This window comes from Microcystis aeruginosa NIES-2549, from assembly GCF_000981785.2.
GTDB classification, from domain to species: domain Bacteria; phylum Cyanobacteriota; class Cyanobacteriia; order Cyanobacteriales; family Microcystaceae; genus Microcystis; species Microcystis aeruginosa_C.
In genome coordinates, this window is record NZ_CP011304.1 from 2,608,453 (window position 1) to 2,628,283 (window position 19,831).

General features: G+C 42.5%; 24 protein-coding genes. 11 read left to right on the forward strand and 13 right to left on the reverse strand.

The window, feature by feature from the left end; all coding sequences use genetic code 11:
• Positions 1-2 precede the first annotated feature (2 nt).
• Entirely contained in the window at positions 3-254 is a 252-nt protein-coding gene (locus tag myaer_RS12810; RefSeq protein ID WP_046662377.1) for a hypothetical protein, read from the forward strand.
• A 42-nt stretch (positions 255-296) separates the two neighbouring features.
• On the opposite strand, the gene myaer_RS12815 is transcribed toward myaer_RS12810, so the two are convergent.
• From myaer_RS12815 to myaer_RS12830, 5 genes are all read right to left on the reverse strand, one after another.
• Entirely contained in the window at positions 297-704 is a 408-nt protein-coding gene (locus tag myaer_RS12815) for a hypothetical protein (protein WP_046662378.1), read from the reverse strand.
• Complete coding sequence (locus myaer_RS12820; RefSeq protein ID WP_046662379.1) at positions 704-2,653, reverse strand: AAA family ATPase; 1,950 nt, start codon at positions 2,651-2,653, stop codon at positions 704-706. Before myaer_RS12820 ends, myaer_RS12815 begins: the two co-directional genes overlap by 1 nt.
• Positions 2,654-2,662: 9 nt before the next feature.
• Positions 2,663-2,830, reverse strand: coding sequence for a hypothetical protein (locus tag myaer_RS21680; RefSeq protein ID WP_172968182.1), 168 nt, complete (start codon positions 2,828-2,830; stop codon positions 2,663-2,665).
• A gap of 149 nt (positions 2,831-2,979) precedes the next feature.
• The gene (locus myaer_RS12825) at positions 2,980-3,198 is read right to left on the reverse strand and encodes a helicase-related protein (RefSeq protein ID WP_235614746.1); all 219 of its coding nucleotides are present in this window, start codon (positions 3,196-3,198) and stop codon (positions 2,980-2,982) included.
• A gap of 155 nt (positions 3,199-3,353) precedes the next feature.
• Entirely contained in the window at positions 3,354-3,680 is a 327-nt protein-coding gene (locus tag myaer_RS12830) for a hypothetical protein (RefSeq protein ID WP_046662380.1), read from the reverse strand.
• 128 nt (positions 3,681-3,808) lie between these two features.
• Between myaer_RS12830 and myaer_RS12835 the strand changes: the two genes are divergently transcribed.
• The 7 genes from myaer_RS12835 (at position 3,809) to myaer_RS12860 (ending at position 9,880) form a co-directional block, all read left to right on the forward strand.
• Positions 3,809-4,510 (forward strand): 16S rRNA (uracil(1498)-N(3))-methyltransferase, encoded by a 702-nt coding sequence (locus tag myaer_RS12835; protein ID WP_046662381.1) that lies wholly within the window; start codon positions 3,809-3,811, stop codon positions 4,508-4,510.
• Positions 4,511-4,525: 15 nt separating this feature from the next.
• Entirely contained in the window at positions 4,526-4,654 is a 129-nt protein-coding gene (locus tag myaer_RS22350; protein ID WP_268807268.1) for a hypothetical protein, read from the forward strand.
• 77 nt (positions 4,655-4,731) lie between these two features.
• Positions 4,732-5,361 carry a DUF6391 domain-containing protein gene (locus myaer_RS12840; RefSeq protein ID WP_046662382.1) on the forward strand — a complete coding sequence of 210 codons (630 nt, stop codon included), beginning with the start codon at positions 4,732-4,734 and terminating at the stop codon, positions 5,359-5,361.
• Positions 5,362-5,440: 79 nt separating this feature from the next.
• Positions 5,441-5,674, forward strand: coding sequence for a photosystem I reaction center subunit IV (locus myaer_RS12845; RefSeq protein WP_002733317.1), 234 nt, complete (start codon positions 5,441-5,443; stop codon positions 5,672-5,674).
• 398 nt (positions 5,675-6,072) lie between these two features.
• Entirely contained in the window at positions 6,073-7,461 is a 1,389-nt protein-coding gene (locus myaer_RS12850) for an aspartate aminotransferase family protein (RefSeq protein WP_080949757.1), read from the forward strand.
• A gap of 5 nt (positions 7,462-7,466) precedes the next feature.
• Entirely contained in the window at positions 7,467-8,567 is a 1,101-nt protein-coding gene (locus myaer_RS12855; RefSeq protein ID WP_046662384.1) for a sulfotransferase family protein, read from the forward strand.
• A gap of 317 nt (positions 8,568-8,884) precedes the next feature.
• Positions 8,885-9,880: a lysylphosphatidylglycerol synthase transmembrane domain-containing protein gene (locus myaer_RS12860; RefSeq protein ID WP_046662385.1), complete on the forward strand. Its 996-nt coding sequence runs from the start codon at positions 8,885-8,887 to the stop codon at positions 9,878-9,880.
• A 171-nt stretch (positions 9,881-10,051) separates the two neighbouring features.
• Here myaer_RS12860 and kaiC read toward each other — a convergent pair whose 3' ends face one another.
• The 3 genes from kaiC to myaer_RS12880 all read right to left on the reverse strand — a co-directional run bounded on the left by kaiC (position 10,052) and on the right by myaer_RS12880 (position 13,108).
• Positions 10,052-11,614 carry a circadian clock protein KaiC gene (gene kaiC / locus myaer_RS12870; protein ID WP_046662386.1) on the reverse strand — a complete coding sequence of 521 codons (1,563 nt, stop codon included), beginning with the start codon at positions 11,612-11,614 and terminating at the stop codon, positions 10,052-10,054.
• A gap of 193 nt (positions 11,615-11,807) precedes the next feature.
• Complete coding sequence (kaiB, locus tag myaer_RS12875) at positions 11,808-12,122, reverse strand: circadian clock protein KaiB (RefSeq protein ID WP_002800410.1); 315 nt, start codon at positions 12,120-12,122, stop codon at positions 11,808-11,810.
• 56 nt (positions 12,123-12,178) lie between these two features.
• A complete protein-coding gene (locus tag myaer_RS12880) occupies positions 12,179-13,108 on the reverse strand; it encodes a circadian clock protein KaiA (RefSeq protein ID WP_046662387.1) in 930 nt (309 codons plus the stop codon).
• A 276-nt stretch (positions 13,109-13,384) separates the two neighbouring features.
• Between myaer_RS12880 and myaer_RS12885 the strand changes: the two genes are divergently transcribed.
• Entirely contained in the window at positions 13,385-15,760 is a 2,376-nt protein-coding gene (locus myaer_RS12885; RefSeq protein ID WP_046662388.1) for a hybrid sensor histidine kinase/response regulator, read from the forward strand.
• A gap of 270 nt (positions 15,761-16,030) precedes the next feature.
• Here myaer_RS12885 and myaer_RS12890 read toward each other — a convergent pair whose 3' ends face one another.
• The 4 genes from myaer_RS12890 to myaer_RS22355 form a co-directional block, all read right to left on the reverse strand.
• Positions 16,031-16,327: a helix-turn-helix domain-containing protein gene (locus tag myaer_RS12890; RefSeq protein ID WP_002731911.1), complete on the reverse strand. Its 297-nt coding sequence runs from the start codon at positions 16,325-16,327 to the stop codon at positions 16,031-16,033.
• Positions 16,320-16,712: a type II toxin-antitoxin system RelE/ParE family toxin gene (locus myaer_RS12895; protein WP_002733919.1), complete on the reverse strand. Its 393-nt coding sequence runs from the start codon at positions 16,710-16,712 to the stop codon at positions 16,320-16,322. Before myaer_RS12895 ends, myaer_RS12890 begins: the two co-directional genes overlap by 8 nt.
• A 370-nt stretch (positions 16,713-17,082) precedes the next feature.
• Positions 17,083-17,403 carry a hemolysin XhlA family protein gene (locus tag myaer_RS12900; protein ID WP_046662389.1) on the reverse strand — a complete coding sequence of 107 codons (321 nt, stop codon included), beginning with the start codon at positions 17,401-17,403 and terminating at the stop codon, positions 17,083-17,085.
• Positions 17,404-17,414: 11 nt separating this feature from the next.
• Positions 17,415-17,537 carry a hypothetical protein gene (locus myaer_RS22355; RefSeq protein ID WP_002800399.1) on the reverse strand — a complete coding sequence of 41 codons (123 nt, stop codon included), beginning with the start codon at positions 17,535-17,537 and terminating at the stop codon, positions 17,415-17,417.
• Between the two features lie 152 nt (positions 17,538-17,689).
• Here myaer_RS22355 and myaer_RS12905 point away from each other — a divergent pair, with 152 nt between their 5' ends.
• Both myaer_RS12905 and myaer_RS12910 read left to right on the forward strand, forming a co-directional pair.
• Entirely contained in the window at positions 17,690-17,920 is a 231-nt protein-coding gene (locus myaer_RS12905; protein ID WP_002775250.1) for a hypothetical protein, read from the forward strand.
• Positions 17,917-18,180 (forward strand): hypothetical protein, encoded by a 264-nt coding sequence (locus tag myaer_RS12910; protein ID WP_046662390.1) that lies wholly within the window; start codon positions 17,917-17,919, stop codon positions 18,178-18,180. Before myaer_RS12905 ends, myaer_RS12910 begins: the two co-directional genes overlap by 4 nt.
• Positions 18,181-18,291: 111 nt before the next feature.
• On the opposite strand, the gene myaer_RS12915 is transcribed toward myaer_RS12910, so the two are convergent.
• Positions 18,292-19,716 (reverse strand): AAA-like domain-containing protein, encoded by a 1,425-nt coding sequence (locus myaer_RS12915; protein ID WP_046662391.1) that lies wholly within the window; start codon positions 19,714-19,716, stop codon positions 18,292-18,294.
• Positions 19,717-19,831 lie beyond the last annotated feature (115 nt).

Below are 19,831 nucleotides of genomic sequence, written 5' to 3' on the forward strand. Positions count from 1 at the left end.
AAATGAGTAGAAAGGCTGACGAGTACGCAGTACATTTGTTCTTAAGCAATGGACATCGCGAGGAGGTACGTTTTTTGACTATCCAAGAATTTCAAAAGTGGTACAGTAACGAATTAGTTCCGAAAGCCGATTCCAGGGATTTTATCAATGTTCCGATCAGAAATATCCAAGGGGAATATATGGTTTTACGTCCGGCTAGTGTCATTGCTATTCGCGTGGAACCCGTCTTTTTTGGCAGTGTGGAAAGAATATAATTTGTCGTTATCCCTAAAAAAGATAGTTAGATAGGGAGAATTTTAGAGATTATTGATAATTCTCTCAATGTCAGCTTGGATTTGATTGCTGACTTTGCCTTGCCAGCGTTCTTTTAATTCCCTTAATCCCACTTCTGCGTATTGACAGATCTTATCTAAAACTTCTTTGCCGTCGCTGGGTTGAGGATAGGAATTCTTTTTACAGATAATATAAATTCCTGCGGTTAAAGCTAAAATAACTTCTGGATCGATTTGGCTAATATTAATTAAATCTTGTCGATTGCTCAGATTGATTCCGTAGATACTGAAGTCTTGTTTAATGGCAAAAGCAGCGGCGAATAAATAAGCATCTACCATGCGCTCAAAGGTTTTATTATCTTTTAGTACCTGTAGATAATTTCTGGAAGTTTCCGAGGCATAAATCTTCAAACTGGAATCGATTCTCTGCATTAGTAACTCTCCATCACTTCAATCACGGAAGCATCTTCATCGGCAGCCAAACGGTGTATTTTAAAAATATCAGTAGTGTGGGGAAGCAAGAGATTTAAAAGTGGATCGGGAAGATCGCGATCCGTGGCTAAAATAATCACTTGGGAGTTGAAATTAGGGAGAGAGTTAATAATATTTTTTTGATGTTCTTTGTCTAAATGGCCAAAAGGTGTATCCATAATTAGGGGGACACAGGTATCAGTTATTTGATTTAAACCAGTGATAAAAGCAAAAGCTAAAGCTTCCTTTTCTCCTGCACTTAAGACATCGGGATTTAATAATTTTCCCGTGAGGGTACGGATTCCTAAAGTGTATTCGGGAGTGATTTCTACTCCTCTATATTCCTCTGGTTTGTTGGTTACTTGTAAATAGCGATCGCTGGTTGCTTGATTAATCATTTTTTGGGAATTATCGATATGCCATTCGATTAATTCGTTAGTGGCATTTTTTAAACCTCTGGCCATTTTAACCTGATTAGATAACATCGAGGTGGTTTGATTTTCACTAGCTAAAATTTCTACTTCTTGGCGTAAATTTTCTAATTGCTTTTCTTTGATTTCGATTTCCTTTTGCAAGCGTTCTATCCTTTCTTCAATCTCTTTAACTTTTTGTTCCGATTCGCCAACTTTTCGCCAAATATCATTAGCTGATTCTTGATTTATTCCCGTGGTTTCCTGTTTTAGCTGTTTAATATGTTGATTAATTTCTTCGATTTCTTCTTCTAAAAGATCTCTTTGTAAAAGCAATTGACTATAATTGCTAAATTTGGCATTATCTCGGATAATTCCCTGTAAATCAATTCTAATTTGGTCTTTTTCTATTCTGGTGGCGTTGTCCATTTCTAAGGACTCTAGTTCGGCAATTTTTTCAAGGATAAAGTCACGAGAATTTTTATCTAAACAACGACCACATAGACAGCTTTCATCGTCAATTATTGTTTTTAAAACTGCTGTAGAATTAGTTTTATAAGTGCTTTTTAAGCTAGTAACTTGCAAATCGTCAGCCATTTCCTGCACAAAGTTAATCAGCAAAGGTATCGAAGCTTTTTTTAACCAAGAATCAATAGACTTTTGTAGGTTATTTAACTGAGTTTGTAAACCGATACGCTTTTTCTCTAAGTCATGAATTTCTTCTAATTTTTCTCGTAAACTTTCAATCTGAGCGGCTTTTTCTTGAGCATCATGATGGATAATTATAGCTTTTTTTTCCTCATCTTTAGCATTTTTAAGCTGACCTTTTTGAAGACAAATTTCTTCTTCTAATTCTCGTAATTGTTGCATCTTATATTTAAAAGTCTGACTGGTTCCCTCCGCTTTATTTAAACGGTTTTCTAATTCCTGCAAGGCTTTTTCTGTATCATCACGCAGATTTCTTAATTCAGGGATACCCAAAACTTTTTCAATTGCTTCTTTTGCTTCTTTGGTTTGAGTTATCTGGGTATATTGTTCGATTTTTGAGCCATCAAAACAGAAAAAATCTCGAATAGATTTAGGAAGCAATGCTTCGATATATTCCCTAGAGTTACTTGCTTTTATGGTTCCATCTTCATAAAATAATGCTTCCTCTACGCTTGGATAAGAAGTGATACCATTATCTTTTAATTTCGCTGTGCGACTGATAAAGAAATTTTTCTCGTTTCTAGTAAAATTTAATTCTACCCGCATTTCTTTTTCTTCTACTGATGATGAATCATCCTTACCTCGATAAAAATAGGTTTTCAGAGTCTCTTTAGATACAATATCTCCCCCATAGAGACACCATAAAATCGCCGTCATCAGAGAAGTTTTACCGTGGCCATTATTCCCGAATATAATATGAATATTTCTGTCGGGATGCAGGTTAAAAGTAATATTTTGACTAGGGTAACATTTCCAATTAGTTAAGCGAATTTGTTTCAGTCTCAAAGTCATAGGGTTTATTTATTGTGGGGAGTCGGTATATTTTTCGATAAGTTCGACAATTTTAGGTGATAGCCGCCGATTTTTTAGAGTAATTTTTTCCACTTCTAAAGCCATGGCTTCCTTGAGCAGTTGAGGAGGTATCTCATATTTTTGTGCCAGATCTTTAATTTTAGCAGTTATGTCCATGAATTTTCTGGTGGTTGGGGAGTGGAGATTGTCAAGTCTTAATTCTTATTTGCCAAGAGATACCTTGATGAGGATAAATTTTATAACATATCTGAGTAGGTGAGGCCATAGTAAGTTAATTCTTGGACGAATCTCTTAATAATTGTACATCACCATCCCCTCAAGGAGGAAAGACATCGATTAAAGTCCCTTTTTTTTGCCACGGCTGCCCGGAGAATTCTGCCGCGACGTTGAATAAATTGACGAGGAGAAGCATCAGCAGCGAGGATAATTCCCTGACTGACTTGTGGGATATCAACCCCCTCATCGAGATATTTTACTGCCACTAATGCGTCAAGATTTCCCGAAGATAACTGTAATAATAACATAACTCGATCGCTGTCTAAGGAACTATAGCGAGCGACTCTTTTTCCCTGACGTGCTAATCGGGTACTAATCTAAACAAGGTAGATAAAATTTTCCAATAATATTATGGCACTCCCTGGGGTATTCTTCTAATAGGTCTAATTGTTGTAGTGACAATTTAAATTCCTCCTCGATCTCGTTTTAAGTCATAAATAACTTTTTCATAACACCAGCTTTTACTGCGTTGGGGATTTCTCAATCTAATACTTAAAAACAATCGACTCGCTAAAGCTTTATCTCCATTCACGAGGGTTAAAAGTTCTCTTTCCAAGTAGAAAAGTTTAGGCTGACTGATTGGCAAATTTTGACGATTATTTTTAGAAGTAGCTCTTTTTGGTTTAGTGGAGGATAAAGATAGGGTATCGACCAACCACCAGATAGCTAGAGCTAACCCCAACAACAGCACTCCCATAAAAGAGTATAAAACGATGCCTAGTAAATTCATTAATCGATTCCCGTATTTCTTAATGATCAAGGTTTTAGGCTAATCTACCCTATACAAAAACACCATAAAAGCTAAAATAGATAGCTGACAGTGATTCTGAACACAATAGTAATATAGACTAAACCGCCTTGTATTACCGTCTTCTTCTTGATTTTAATACCCTAGAAAACGGGTTAATTGCCTTAACACCCGAACAAAGTCATTATCTTAAAAAAGTTGTTCGTTTAAAATCCCATGACCATTTTATTGCCCTAAATGGACAAGGACAAGCGTGGTTAGCAGAAATAATTGATAATTCGGCCTATCTTTTAGAAGCGATAAACGAAACTAGCGAACTACCAGTACAAGTGAATTTAATGGTAGCAATTCCCAAAAATGGCTTTGATGATATCGTTCGCGCTGCCACCGAATTAGGAGTTTATCGGATTATCCCGCTGCTGACAGAACGCAGTTTAGTTAATCCTAGTCCTCAAAAAATTGACCGTTGGCGAAAAATTGCCCGGGAAGCTGTAGAACAATCAGAAAGACAGATTATTCCCATTATCGAAGAACCACAATCATTTTTAGCCATCCTTAAGCGGGGAGCTAACCCACAGACAACTTGTTATATTGGTGTTACGCGTAGAACAGTGGCCCCGCTACTTTCTCAATTGCACACATCAACCGAGATAACCATGGCTATCGGACCGGAAGGGGGATGGACGGAGGCAGAAATAGAACAAGCGCTCGCCGCTGATTTTCTACCTGTATCATTGGGAAAACGCATTTTGAGAACAATTACAGCTCCCTTAGTGGCTCTTGCTATCATTAACGCCTATTTAGACAGCTAATTGACTAGAGTTTCTATGACCAAGACCAGCAATCGAGATAACTGGAATCATTTCGCTTCTTACCTAAAGCAAGAACTAGCAGCAGTTCTCCTGTGGTCAGATTTTCCCTTTTTTGCCGAAACCACCCTGGTCAATCCCCATTGAAGACACCTACTGGGACACCGCCTTGCCACTCTATAGCACCCTCATCTTCCCAAAAAAACTCTCCCTACTGCAACTTTATGACCCCTAGTAGCCCTTCTAACCCCTCTTTTGACTGGTTTAACCCCTCGCCCCAGCAAGACAGCGATTTACTGGCACAAATCGGCTTTATCCCCGGTTTCAAAGAATTTCTCACCCTGCGACAGGTTCATGCCTTGGAACACGCCACCGTCTGGGTATTAAGCGAAATGGCTGCCCGTCGTGAATCGCCTTTTGACCATTCCCAAGCGGATAACGAGGCCCTGGGGGGACTGTCCACCGATAGGGGTTTTTATCTCTACGGACAAGTTAATACTAATGAACTGCAAATTGCGGCCAAACAGGCTCTCCATCGTCTCAAAAATGGCGAGGGGCAATTGGCATTACATCCGCGTTGTGGCACCAATTTATCGGTAACTTTAGCCTTAACCGCTGGCTTCGTCTTAGGAACTCATTTTCTCTTACCCAGAGGTCCGATTTCTCAGTTATTAGGCTTAGGTTTAGCCACTGCCACCGCTTTTCAAATCGGGCCAGATGTGGGAATGTCGGCCCAAAAATACCTGACCACAGCCATTCCTTTTAACTTAACAATCGTTAACATTGCACCAAAGGCAGACCTATGGGGACGTTCGGGGCATTTTGTCCAAACAGAGTGGCAAGATTTGCAATAAAACTTAAAGTAAAAACCCTTTCGGCAAACTCGCTCTGATTGTAACCTGTTAACTAAACCCTTAAAAAAAAACAACAGCTATGCCTGGAATCGAACGCGGAGCCGAAGTTAGAGTCAAACGGAAAGAGTCTTACTGGTACAACGATGTGGGAACCGTAGCCAGTGTTGATAAAAGTGGTATCCTCTATCCCGTTATCGTCCGTTTTAAAACTGTTAACTACCACGGTTTTAGTGGTAGCGCCGGTGGACTGAATACCAATAACTTCGCTGAAAGTGAATTGGAACTCGTTAAGGCTGCCCCCGCTAAGAAATAAAGCTGACTAAAATTCAGCCTATCATCACCGACTGACTGACAGGAATTCTCTCTTGTTGGTCGGTTTTTTTATAGTTATCAGCGAGCAGTTATCAGTTATCAGTTATCAGTTATCAGTTATCAGTTATCAGTTATCAGTTTACTGATATTACATTTTGGGCGCACGCGATGCGCCCCTACCATATAAAAACTGACTAATAAATTATTTAAAATTTGCTTTAACCTTTAGCCAACAAGAGCTAATTAGTTTAATTATCCTAGATAAGTTCTTAAATGCTTGACAAAATATATTCAATAATTTATAATATTAAATAGCCCAAAATCATGAAATTATGCTATCAGCATAATCGGGTTTGAGGTGTTTGAAAAATAGTTTTTCAGTAATCAAATCTGGAATTTATGAGCATTTTAGAACTGATAGAAAAAAGACTAGAAGAAAACTTTGCCCTCCACGAACAATACCTAAACCCCCAGATGGTTAGGGTACTAAAAACGATCGGCTACGATCGCCACTACGTTAAAGCTCAAGGTCCGTACCTATTCGACAATCAGGGAGAAAAGTATCTGGACTTACTGAGTGGTTTTGGTGTTTTCGCCCTCGGACGCAATCACCCCAAGATTGTCCAAGCTTTACAGGAGGTATTGACGGCAGCATTGCCCAATTTAGTCCAATTGGATGCTTCTATCCTAGCGGGATTGCTGGCGGAACGGTTAGCAGCGATCGCACCTCCCGGATTAGAACGAGTTTTCTTTGCTAATTCCGGCACAGAAACCGTCGAGGCTGCCATTAAATTCAGCCGCTACGCCACCGGACGCAGCCAAATTGTTTACTGTCAGGGGGGCTACCACGGGTTAACCATGGGTTCCCTTTCCGCCACCGGCGATCCCCATTATCGCCAGGGATTTGGGCCGTTTGTGGCCGATTTTAAGGAAATACCCTTCGGCGATCTGGCCGCGCTCGAAAAAGCTCTAATTAACCAAGAAGTAGCGGCTTTTATTACCGAACCGATCCAAGGTCACGGGGTGAGAATTCCCGAACCGAACTATCTCCCCGCAGCGGCGGCCCTTTGTCGTCGTTACGGCACTCTTTTTGTGGCCGATGAAGTGCAGACCGGTTTGGGCCGGACTGGCAAAATTTGGGCAGTGGAACATTGGGGGGTAGAACCGGACATTTTATGTGTTGCCAAGGCTCTTTCGGGCGGTTTTGTGCCAGTGGGAGCGGTTCTCTGTCGTCGCTGGATCTTCGATCGAGTATTCGATCGCATGGATCGTTCTGTGGTCCACGGTAGCACTTTTGGTAAAAATAATCTGGCCATGGCCGCCGGTATTGCCACTTTACAGGTGATTGAGGAGGAAAAATTAGTCGAGCGATCGGCCGTAATCGGTCAACAAATTATCGCAGAACTACGGCCCCTCGTAGATCAGTACGAATGTTTGCAGGAAGTGCGGGGATTGGGGATGATGATCGCCTTGGAATTTGCCGAGCCGAGCAGTTGGTCACTAAAAGCCGCCTGGAAAATGCTAGAAACCGCCAATAAAGGGCTATTTTCCCAGTTAATCGTCGTTCCCCTCTTTACCCGCCATCAAATTCTCTCGCAGGTTTCCGGCCACGGCATGAATATCATCAAGTTTATCCCCCCCCTCACCCTCTCCGATGAGGATTGCCGTTGGCTTGTCACCGCCGTTAAAGATGTGGTGGCTGATGCTCACCGCATACCCGGGGCCGCTTGGGAATTCGGCAAAACCTTGGCCAGCCAAGCTATCCGCCAAAAAACCGCCAAAAAATAGTTAATATGTCCAGTTTGTTTCATCCCCTCTGCGGTAGCAACCTTAGCACTCTCCTTCGTTTGTTTTTGACCAATGGCGGCATCGATCGCCCCAATTTGGCCCCAGCAACCCTGGCGCTGGCAGTTACCCTGGCGCGACTGCCTTTTTCTACCCTAGAACGAATTTTAATGACAGGGTTTTATGAGCGCCGCGTGCAGGTAAAAGCACCCATTTTTATTGTCGGCTATTGGCGCAGCGGCACGACCCATCTCCACAATTTACTCGGTCAATCGGAGCATTTTGGCTATATTTCGCCCCTAGCGGTGGGATTACCCTGGGATATCCTCGGCATCGTCCGTTTATTTCAACCGCTGCTAGAATTAGCCCTACCGAGCGATCGCCATGTGGATAACGTCGCCGTTACTCCCGATTCCCCCCAAGAAGATTCGATCGCCCTGGCCAGCATGATCCCCCTTTCCTACTACCATGGTTTATACTTTCCCCAACGTTTTCAGTATCATTTCCAGCGAGGGGTTTTTTTTCAAGGCTGCAGCGAGAGGGAAATCGCCACTTGGCAGCGTTGGCATACTCATCTATTAAAAAAAGTTTCCATCCATCAAAGAGGCAAACAATTACTAATCAAAAACCCCGTTTATACGGCACATATTGCCAAATTGCGAGCTATCTGGCCCGATGCTAAATTTATTCATATCTACCGCAATCCCTATCTAGTTTTTCCCTCAACCCGTCACTTTTTTACCCGCATCCTACCGGAACTAGCACTACAATCCTACGATAATTTATCCACGGATGAAATCGAGCAGGTAATTCTGAAAAGTTATCCCTCAATGCTTAATTCTCTCCTGCGAGATAGTGCCGATTTACCCGCCGATAGTTTTGTAGAAATTCGTTTTGAGGATTTAGAAAAAGACCCCCTAGCACAAATCGAGAAAATCTACGATCAACTGCAACTTCCCGACTTAAACATATCTATGCCTCGCTTTGAGAAATATATCAGCAGTCTGCAAGGATATAAAAAAAATAATTATCCCCCAGATGCAAAAGCGATCGAGTTAGTCGAATCTCATTGGCTCCCATTTATTCAACGTTGGAATTATTATCAGTGACCAGCTTTTTCAGTTATCAGTTACCAGTGATCAGTTATCAGTTATCAGTCATAAGTAGGTAGGCGTTAAAAATTATCAGACACCCTCCTTATCAAGGGTAGGGTTGATTCATGAATCAACCCTACCTTATCAAGAGGGGCAGGGGGGATCGAACCTAAAATCCATTTTTAATTTAATTATAACCAGCTACTTAAGTCATAATTCCCGCTCTTTTATATCTTTTAAACAGGATTTAGTATAACTACTTCTTGCCTTTTGCCTATTGCCTGTTGCCTTTTGCCTATCCTAACCAAGAAATTAATTTTGCACGACCACTTATGAAATATCTTAAATTTATCTTTCTGGGTTTAGGTTTTGTTTTACTAGGGGTAATTTTACGCCAAACCAATCTGCAAGAAGTTTGGCAACAAATCACCCTAGTCGGTTGGTGGGGAATGACAGTAGTGATTATTTTTTATTTCCTAGAATTCCTCACCGATGTTTTTACTTGGCAACTAACTTTTAAAAGCATTCCTATCCAACCTCGATGGACAATTCGGCTATTATTAATTTACATGGTAGGGGCAGCCTTTAATCGCGTGACTCCCTTCGCTTCTTTGGGAGGAGAAGGTTTTAAAGCAGTGATGTTGAAAACTCACTATCAGATTAGCTATAAAGAAACCAGTGCCTCGATTATTCTGACCAAGACATTAAATACTGCTTCCCTTGTCTTCTTTGCAATTATCGGTTTTTTGCTGCTCCTAGCTTCCCCAAAATTCTCCAATTCTTTTAAAACTTTTACCGGATTAAGTCTCGCTATATTCTCCATCTGTATCCTGATATTTTTCTTGATTCAGCGATTCCGTTTATCCTCCAGAATAGTTAATCGATTAGGTCATTCTTTTTTAGGCGATCGCGTATCTAAACCTTTAGAAAATCTTCGCAGTGTCGATGATCGTTTAGGGGAATTTTACCGGAATCTGCCCCTATTTAGAAATGGCTTGATCGTCGGTTTTCTAAATTGGCCCCTAGGAGTTTTAGAAATCTATGTTTTAATGCAATTTCTCCAACATCCGATCACTTTTGCCGATGCTTGGTTATTTGATTCCGTTGCCCAATTGGTACGCGCTGGAACCTTTTTTATTCCCGCTAATATCGGTACTTTAGAAGGTTCTTTAGTGCTGCTGGGTGCTTCCTTAACCGGTAGTCTAGAATTAGGTTTAGCGATTTCTGTAATTCGCCGGGTTAAAGATATTCTCTGGATTATATTAGGTTTGTTGATCTGGTGGTTATTTTCCTTAAGACCGACTTTACCCGATCGCTCTTCAAAATAATCTCAATCAGTCAACTCCCGGCTCTTCTAGGTTCTCTGTGATAAGTTTAACTTACTGATCGATCGATCTTTGTGTCCTCTGTGTCTGGAGTGGTTCCTTCCACTCCCTCGCCAGCGGTACTGTATCTTAGAATACATTTTACCCACCAAATCCAAGAGAGCCAACTCCCGATTATTCATCCTGTAATTTTTCGCGTACATTGCGAACAATCCGGGATAATTCAGTCTTTTCATCGACGCTAATTTTAGTCGGGGAACCACTAATAATCCGCTCGTAATTGCGGAAAGAATCCTTGATATCCGCCCCGTCCTGACTGATAGTATATTCACGAATCCCTTTATCGTGCCAAGAACCGCGCATCTTAAAGACGTTAATCGCTCGCGACATTTCGCCGCGAATTTCCACATATTGCAACATTAAAATCGTGTCGGTAATCGTAGAAATATGGGATTCGGTGATCGAGTGCGCTCCCATAAATTGGTCGGTGGTATTGGTGAAAAATCCCGTAATTTCCTCCTGTTTGGCGTATCCTGTCACCCCGATCACAAATTGCCGAAAAGCATTATTTGTCACCCCGCGTGCGAGCGCCGATAGAGAATCGATGGCAATACGGGAGGGTTTAAATTCCGAGATTTCCGACTTAATCATCTGTAAATGGTCTTCTAATCCCGCCGATTCGGGGTAAGAACACAATAATTTTAATAATCCCTTGCGTTCCATCTCCTCAAAATCGATACCCCAAGAAGAGGCATTTCGGGACAATTGGGCGCGAGATTCTTCATAAGCGAACAAAATCGCCCGCTCACCGCGCCGACATCCTTCTTCCAGAAATTTACTGACTAAGAGAGTTTTACCCGTACCTGTTGCTCCTGTAGCCAAAATAATCGAATCCTTGAAAAAACCGCCTCCACACATATCATCGAGGGTTTTTACTCCCGAAGAAATGCGGACATTAGAGGAGCGCTGAGTTAAACGCATGGCACCGAGGGGGAAGATATTAATGCCATCATTGGTGATAGTAAAGGGATATTCGCCCTTCATGTGGGTTGTTCCCCGTAATTTGAGTATTTCCGCCGTTCTGCGTCGCCTTTCTCCCTCTAGGACGTTCCGCATAATTACCACATTATCAGAGACAAATTCCTCTACACCAAAACGCGCCACCGCTCCGTATTCTTCGATACGTTCCGTGGTCATAATGGAAGTCACTTCTAATAATTTTAACCGGGCCACGAGCCGAAAAATTTCTCGCCGCACCACTGACACCGCTTCGTACTGCTGAAAAACGGCAGTTACAGAGTCAATTGATACCAGTTTGGCTTTATATTTGGTAATTGCGTATTGAATGCGCTCGATCAGGGCCGAAAGATCAAAACTCCCCACCACCTCTTGACCTTCCGGATCCGGGGAAGCATCGAGAATAAATAACTTACCCTGGTCAATTAATTCTTCTAAATCCCAACCAAAACTATAGGCATTTTGGATAATATCGGTCGGAGATTCTTCAAAAGTAACAAACAGCCCCGGATAGTCGAAATACTTGATACCGTGGTAGAGAAATTGCACGGCAAGCAGGGTTTTTCCCGTGCCAGAAGTGCCACTCACTAAGGTAGTTCGCCCCATGGGTAAACCACCGTGAGTGATCTCATCAAAGCCTTCAATTAGGGTTCTAATTTTGCGAACACCTTTCGGTTTAATCGGTGGATTTGGTTGGCTATTAGAGTTAGATTGAGTCATTATTTATCCAGCGAGTATTTAAAGAGTAGGATTTTTATCTAATTTTTCAACAGAAACCTATCGGGACTGACTAGACACTTTACACCATCTCGATTTCCATTGACTCTTGACTTTCCCATAGACGTACTAGATTACGCCCCGATCATTTCCCCTTCAATAAATATAACCCGTCTAACCACCTATTGCCGAAGACCTAGCCATCATTTTCTCGTTCGCGAATTTCCTCGTACAGTAAGTCTAAACCGATCAGAACCTTCTCTCGATCGGACAAATCACCGATAATTTTCCGCACCGGGGGAGGGAGGACCTTCGCGAGGGTAGGAGTGGCGAGAATCTTGTCTTCCTCCGCTAGTTGCGGGTTTTTCAGCACGTCAATCACCTTGAGCGCATAAACTCCCTGAAATTCCTCTTCTAGGATATTTTTCAGGGTTTTTAAGGCTCGCACGGAGTTGGGGGTGTTCCCGGCGACGTAGAGTTTTAAAACATAGGTTTTTTTAAAGACGCTCATAGGTTAGGGTCAAAGGGGCTGGGGATATGAGTTCATCGCTATTTGTCTGGGATGTTTTAGTCTATTCCCAATAATAAATCATAAGGGATATCCTCGCGAGGTATGGAACGACGGTACATTTCCCCTAGATGAGCCAGGATATCAATGAGAGCGAGACGATAATCTAGGAGAATTTCCTCACTTCTGCCTTCTAATTTTAATTGTTGGGAAAATTCATCCATTAACTCTATATGAATTTCCAGAATTTGCGACACCGAGAGATCGGTAAAAAAGACATTATTAACCAACTCGTCGATCGCTTGATTAATCGGATAATCCTGTAGGAAGTAATTTAAAATAATCTCCCGATAATCTGCTCTTACTTCGCGTAGTAATTCTTTTTTTTCCTCCGGGGCAAGATTACGATAGAATAGCTGCGGGTTGCGTTTGTAGTAAACACCTAAATAGCCGAGTCTTTCTTTTAATTTTTCTGCTAAACGACGCTGTTGTAGGAGGAGAAAACTGTGATTATTTGCCACGGGATTCGGTTGGTTAACAATCGTAGTACGCTCGGAAAAAGAGCAATTAGGAGCCAAATGGAGAAATCGAGCGATCGCTTGGTCGATGACGGAGGTGATGCTGTCTAATTCGTTGACGGTGATTTGTAATTCGGCACTATGATAGAGACAGGTGGGAGAGTCATTCGTCTCAGGAGCGATGTTTTTGTCAGCGACAATGATCACTACTGGCAGCAAAATCCCCGCTTCGTAGAGTTGATTAAAAGTCGGCTGTAGGGAAGGATGAGAGACCACCAGCAAACAATCAATTTTTTCCTTCTGTGCCTCGATATTAGCCAGTAATTCGCTAGAAGAGGACCCTAGGGTTAGATTATAGCGTTCATTAGCCAATAAAGCAGTCAAAGAATTAACCAGCCCCGGTGGTGAACTCACTCCCGTCAAGGATGAGTCCGTTGGGACAAAAGCATAAATAGTCAGTCTCAGAGGCAACGTTTTCTCACCCGCAAGGTAGATAGAAAATAACAAACAATAGGTTAAGCTTTCTCTGTTGAGAAGACAACCCCCTCGCCATCAGCCAAGGGAAGTTAAAAGCTAACTTTGCTTTTTGGCAGTGGGTATCGTAGTTAATTGTAATCAATGGAGCGGTTCTCTAGATGAGCGAGCGTCATAATCAAGCTAGATTCAAGTTCTAGGACGACTAATAGTTTGGCCATCAGTTTGTTAATTATGCCCTAAAGTTACCGCCACCGCCCCCCAATTATCCCCATGCCTAGCGTTACCCTCAGCCTCCATCACTTTAATCAATCCGTCACTACCTGTGAATTAATTGTTGACCGGGCCAGTCTTTGCGATTTAATTAATACGGGCAATCCAGAAGTGATCGTGGTGGTGGATGAGCGGTATTGTCCCCTAGGACTGATTGAGAGTCAAGCCCTGATCGCTTACCTCCTCTATCAACAACAGCACCCCGAAACCAGAAACCTCTCCTCCAATTGTCTGGATCTTAGCGGTTGGCTGCGCCCGATTATTCCTCTTAACTCGCGCATGGCCGTGAGTGAGTTTCTGGCTACCCTGACGGGGGAAGCGCTCGCCTTAGCCCCCATTTTAGTGGATGCTCAGGGCAAACTTTTAGGACGCTTAGACACGGGCAAACTTCTGCAATTTTGTCTCGGGCGCTCGATTCTCGATGATCCCCCTCCCCAGCCCCGCATCAGCGATCGCAATTTCCCCCCCCGCAGCGATCATCCTCTGGAATTTCTGGAACAATTACCGCTGCCGCTGCTGCTCTACAGTCCAGAAGCGGGGATTTTATACCAAAATCAGGCTTGGTGCCAACAAATCGGGGCAGCTTTCCCCGCTAATATCGATAATTCTGCCTTGGCTTTGGTTAATGAACCCTTAACCCTCCCATCCCCCACCCCCCCCCTGTTCCCCCAGCGTCTAGAAACGCTGACATCGGGTTTAGCCAAGACTTGGCGCCTGTTGTCCGTGCCGTTAAATTGGGCGGATAATTATCCCTTGATCGAGAAAGCTTCGGGACTGTGGTTACTGTTGGCCACCGATATCACAGAACAACAGCACTATTGTCAGGAATTAGCGGTTAAAAATGCCGATTTAGTCCATTTAAATCGTCTTAAGGATGAATTTCTCGCCTGTGTCAGCCATGAGTTTAAATCGCCCCTCACTGCTGTTATCGGTCTCTCCAATCTGCTGCGGGAACAAAAAATCGGTGAACTTAACCCCCGACAGTCCAAATATGCCGATTTAATCTATCGCAGCGGTCGCCAGTTGATGGCTTTAGTCAATGATCTCCTCGATTTAACCCGCCTAGAGACAGGACAACTACAATTAACTTTAACTAGAGTCAAAATCGATCGCCTCTGTCAACGGGTCTACGATATCATCGTCGATAAGTATCCCCAACGTCTCGATCTCCCCGGCAGCTATCGTCTTGATATCGAATCGGGATTAGATTATGTCCTGGCCGATGAGGCCCGTTTACAACAGATGTTAGTGCATTTGTTAGATAATGCGGTGAAATTTACCATTGATGGCGGTAATTTGGGCATTAAAGTTAATCGTTGGGAAAATTGGCTGGCTTTTACCGTCTGGGATACGGGGATCGGTATTCCGGAAGAATCCCAGCATCTGATTTTTCAGAAATTCCAACAGCTAGAAAGTCCTTTCACCCGTCAATTTGAGGGCGCAGGTTTAGGTTTAGTCCTCAGCCAAAAATTAGCGCGTTGTCACGGTGGCGATCTATCTTTTGTCTCCAAGGCCCAGGAAGGTAGTGAATTTACTTTACTACTGCCAGTTCATCCCCAAGGTGCAGACCAAGAGTCCGCCACTCCCCAACGTCTGGTGTTGGTGGTGGAAGCTAATCCCCAAGTGATCGAACAGTTTGTTGATCGCTTGAGTGAATTGGGATTAAAAGCCATTATCGCTCGTAGCGGCACTGAGGCGATCGAAAAAGCCCGTCAGTTAAAACCCCGTTGTGTTTTTCTCAATCCCAATCTACCCCTCTTGTCCGGTTGGGATGTGTTAACGCTGCTGAAATCCCATCCCCAAACCAAAGAGATAAAAGTTATTGTCACCGCCGCCGATTCCGAGCGCAACCGCAGTCAACAGCAAGGGGCCGATAGTTTTCTGGTTCCACCAATCACCTCGGCAGCCCTGCAAGCTTGCCTAAATCTGACCGGTTCTCCCGTTACTAGCCGAAAACGGCGCACTGCTCCGACTCTGCTGCGGTTACACGGTCATTATGCCCCCAATTTCTCCGATTTATCTTCCTTTAGCTGGATTTGGAATAATCAATTAGTTCGGGAAAATTATCGTTTTATCGAGGCCGATAGTTGCGAACAGGCGGAACTTTTAGCTACTGTCTGGGAGGTGGACGCTATCTTAATTGATAGTTCGATCGCAGAAGATTTATACTCTTATCTGCAAACCTTGAGCCAGTCGCAAACCCTCGCTAATTTACCCCTAGTCACCCTTGATGTGGCTGTCACCGAGGTGGCCAATCAAATCCCCGGTTTAGCCGTTTTTCCCTGTTTGGCCCCCCCAACGGAAAACCGCATCGAACAGCTATTAAAGGTAATCGAGACTGCTGATCTGGCTTTTTCTCGCCACAAAGAACAGTAAGGGCAAGTCAGGCAAGTCTTGGGAATAGAAGCAATGTCGATGCTCTAGCCCGATTTTCCCCAGAAGTTGTCGCTAAAGCGTAACTACAAACCTTAACTCAACCTAGAGATTATTAACTCAATTTTCTCAAAAAAATCGACCAGCCGTTAGGTGAGAAAAAGAGAAGAACCGAGAACATTAACGCACCCTACAAATTAAGATGGTGCGTTACGGCGCGATCATAATTTAATTATTAACAAATTTCCTTTAAATACGCGCCTAACACGCACCCTACAAGCTACTAACAAGGCTCATTTTGACTCGTTGATTAAGGGCAGTGGCAATTTTTTGTAGCATTATTAGGGGATTGTCTTGATAGTCAGCGTCTTCTAGATCTTCAATAACGGATTGCTCAACATGGATTAGGTCGGCTAGTTGTTGTTGAGTTAATCCAGCATTCATACGAGCGTCATAAATCAATTGTGCGATTTCTGAGTTGAGGGATTCTAGGGCAATTTGTTCTTTGATTGTGGGATCGTCTGCAATCATTTGGTGAATGATTTTTACGGCATCTGTGGTTTTAGGCATTGTTTATTTCTCCTTGATAAGTATGAAGTTCTGGATTTTGTTTAAATTGTGCTTTTCTTTGGATAATTCTCTCGATGTCTTGTGAGGGAACGGCGGAAGTTTTTTTGATAAGAGCATGACCAATAATTGCTATATTTTGACCATGATAAAAATAGAGGATTCGATATTGTATGGTTCCCTGTTTGGCTCTAAGCTCCCAGATCTCATTTCTGAGATAATCGGCAGCAGGGCGGCGCAGTTCATGACCTTGTGCGGCAAGTTGTTCGATTTTGGTTATACATTTGGCAAATCCTTTTTTATCAGTTTTGAGTAATTTCTGAAGCCACTCAACAACGGGTGAGATGCCTTCTGCTTCTTGATAAAAGATGATTTTTGTCTTTGGCACGTTTCTTTTTAAATAGTATGCGATGAAAAATCAATAAATGCAATCAGGTGATGGTGATGGGTATCGAATTGCTGGATAGCTCATAACCTCGTTGAAAAGAATTATGCGATCGCCCCTTGTTTATCTCCTAAATTAAACTTAGAAATTCCGCGATAATAGACATCAACATCGTTAAGTATCGAGTTCCCCAAAAGCTTATGTTTTCGTGAGCAAAACCCCTAAAATTAGACTTGACAAAAGACCTGAGATCGTTATATCCTACAGGTAACAAGCTTTTAAACGAGAGAGCCACGCCCCACGCACCAATTATATCATTCATTCTGCCTGAATATCAAACAGGAACCAGAAGCCCGTTCCCCGGCAGTGGAAGTTAGGGGTTGCTAACAGGGGGAACATTGATGACAAAGCGGATGACAGTTCCGATAACTGCTGTTGCCAAGATGGTGATTAATGCCCAAATTTGGGCTTTCTGGGAGCCTTTAATCTCTTTTAAATCACCTTGTAAGGTGTTGAATTCTCCCTGTAATGCCTTGAGGTCTCCCTTGACTTCGGCCTCGAATCTGACTTGAACAATCCTGATCTCTGTGACATCTTTCTGGAGCGCGTCTAGCTTCTGATTGGTCTCTTTAAGATTCTGATTAATCTGGTCTAGGATTTTTCCTAAATCGGTTTCGATGGTGGGGCCGCTCATGGGTTAGACTCCTAATTAATTGGTGCTGTTGTTTCTGACTTAGATTTCAGTGTTTGAACAAATTGTAAAACTTTTTGTTGCTTTTCCAGTGTCAGTTCTCGCCATTGTTCAAGTATTTCTTCTTCTTTACCCATAAATACCTCGCTCTTGAATTATGAATTGTTTGGTTTTGAGCAAGGCTCATTAATAAAAACCACTCCAGACACAGAGGAAACAAAGATCATATCATTTTGGGTTTGCGGTGGACGTTGTAGAATAGAGAAAACCTACTGCGCTGATAGATGCTATGCCCTCTCCTGCTATTACCACGATCATCAAGATGGTTGAGTCTCTGCCTGATGAGCTTCAAGAGCAGTTAGTAGAGTATGTTCGAGCTTATATTGCAGAAATTGAAGAAGAAAAACGATGGGATCAGTCGTTTAAACAGACGAAGAATAATCTAGTCGCAGCAGCACGGAAAGCCAAAGAAGAGATTGCGGCAGGATTGTCCGCACCGATGGATTATGAGCAGCTATGAATTCCGCGACATTGCCTTCATTTTGGCAGAAGTATCGCGACTTGAAGCCAGCAGTCAAAGCCGGAGCCAGAAAAACATATCGGTTATGGGTAGAGAATCCGTTTCATCCATCGTTAAATTTTAAGTGTATTGACAGCGACGAAGATATTTGGTCAGTGCGTGTAACGAAGAGTCATCGAGCTTTGGGGGTGCTGTCAGGGGATACAGTGACTTGGTTTTGGATTGGCGATCATGATGAGTACGAAAAGTTTTATTCGTAAAACACAGGAACTACAAGCCTATTCCACTCGAACTTTAAAAACCCCCTTGCCACTCTCCCGTACTTTTTAAACAGGATTTAGCATCACTCCCTCATAATGACATTCGATAAACTACATGGCATAGCGACTTTTTTCGGAAGTATCAAAGCGAGCAAGCGTAATTTTTTTGGCGAGGATAGAAGTTTTTCGAGGCAAAAAAACAGAACGTTGCCGGAAATATTCGCCAAAATATTGACGGTAGAGAGGACAACTGACTCGGCAAAACTTACCTTGTCGGTGAATTAGTCCGAGACTTTCTAGGTGAAAAGCTGCCATTAAATCAATTTCTATGTCTTTTTCCGCCATCACCACCTTAGCAAAGATAGCCGCTAAATTGCCCTTTAAGTATTGCAGATGCCAAAGTAAACGTTTAAGATGGCCAGCAAAAATATTATTTTCCTCGCCGATAGAAGTAGCCAAAATGCTTTCTAGGCTACAATTACCCCGAGCAAGATGATAGCAAGCAAGACGAATTAAATAGGGATTACCCCCTAGAAATATCCGTAATTTTTCAGAGTCAAAATTCTGATCTAATCCCTGTCTTTGACTTAATTCTCGTACTTGTGCGCTGGTAAAATTAGGCAATTCGATCGGTAAACCAAGACTAAAAGGAGATTGATAGATATCTGAGGTTTTATCAAGCTCCTGTGCAGGGGAATAGGCGACAATTAAACGTAATTTTTGCCAGAGAGGTTTGTTTTTGCCTTCCTCGTGCCAGAGGTGCAGAATACTAAAAAATTCTTCCCTTAGCTCTGGATAGGATAAAAGATATTCAAGATCATCAAAGGCAATCACTAAAGGGCGATCGAGATGGGAGAGAATATGCTTTTCTAGATAGATTTTACAGTTAATTTTACCCCCCAGGAAGTCATCCCAATCCTGTGGGAGATGATTATCTAAATCTAACTGGCGACTAATACTAACACAAAGCCAACGCAGCCAGTGATTTAAATCTTGAAAAATTGAGCTTTCTGCTAACCGAAAACTGAAATAAAGTGTATGGTATTGCTGTTGTTGAGCATAATTAATAATTCTGGCCATCAGGGAGGTTTTTCCCATTTTTCTGGGTGCGTTAATCCGGATAAGACTCCCCCCGCGCAATATCTCTTGATAACAAGTCTGTTCTAGATTATTTCTGTTGATATACAAGGGGGAATCGAGGGGGACTTGTCCCTCTGGTAATTCAGGCAATAGTTGAGGATTAATACTATTAGTTTCTGGTAAGTTAGGACGATAATAATCGCTATTTTCTAAAGTTAAATTAAAGGCTTGAAAACAATGTTTCAGGGTTTTTTTATCCACTCCCGATTCACAAGCAAATACCTTCATCAGAGTATCTACCCCTAAAAGAGTTTTCTCGCTGAGAACTTCTAGGGTGAAGCGATGACCGCAATTATCCCGATATTCCGCTTCTTGTTTAGCAGTAAGTAATTTTTCTAGTCCCGTGGTGGTGAGGATAACCCCGCGTCTGCGGCGCTGTTTTTCCGGTTTTTCCATGATATTTTTTCCCTGTCCTGAACCCAAACTCTGCACCTCTAGAGGTTTTGAGTTTCCTATAGACTTCTCCTCAACAGGGAAACAATCAATTCCGTAATTTTACTGGTTTAGCCAT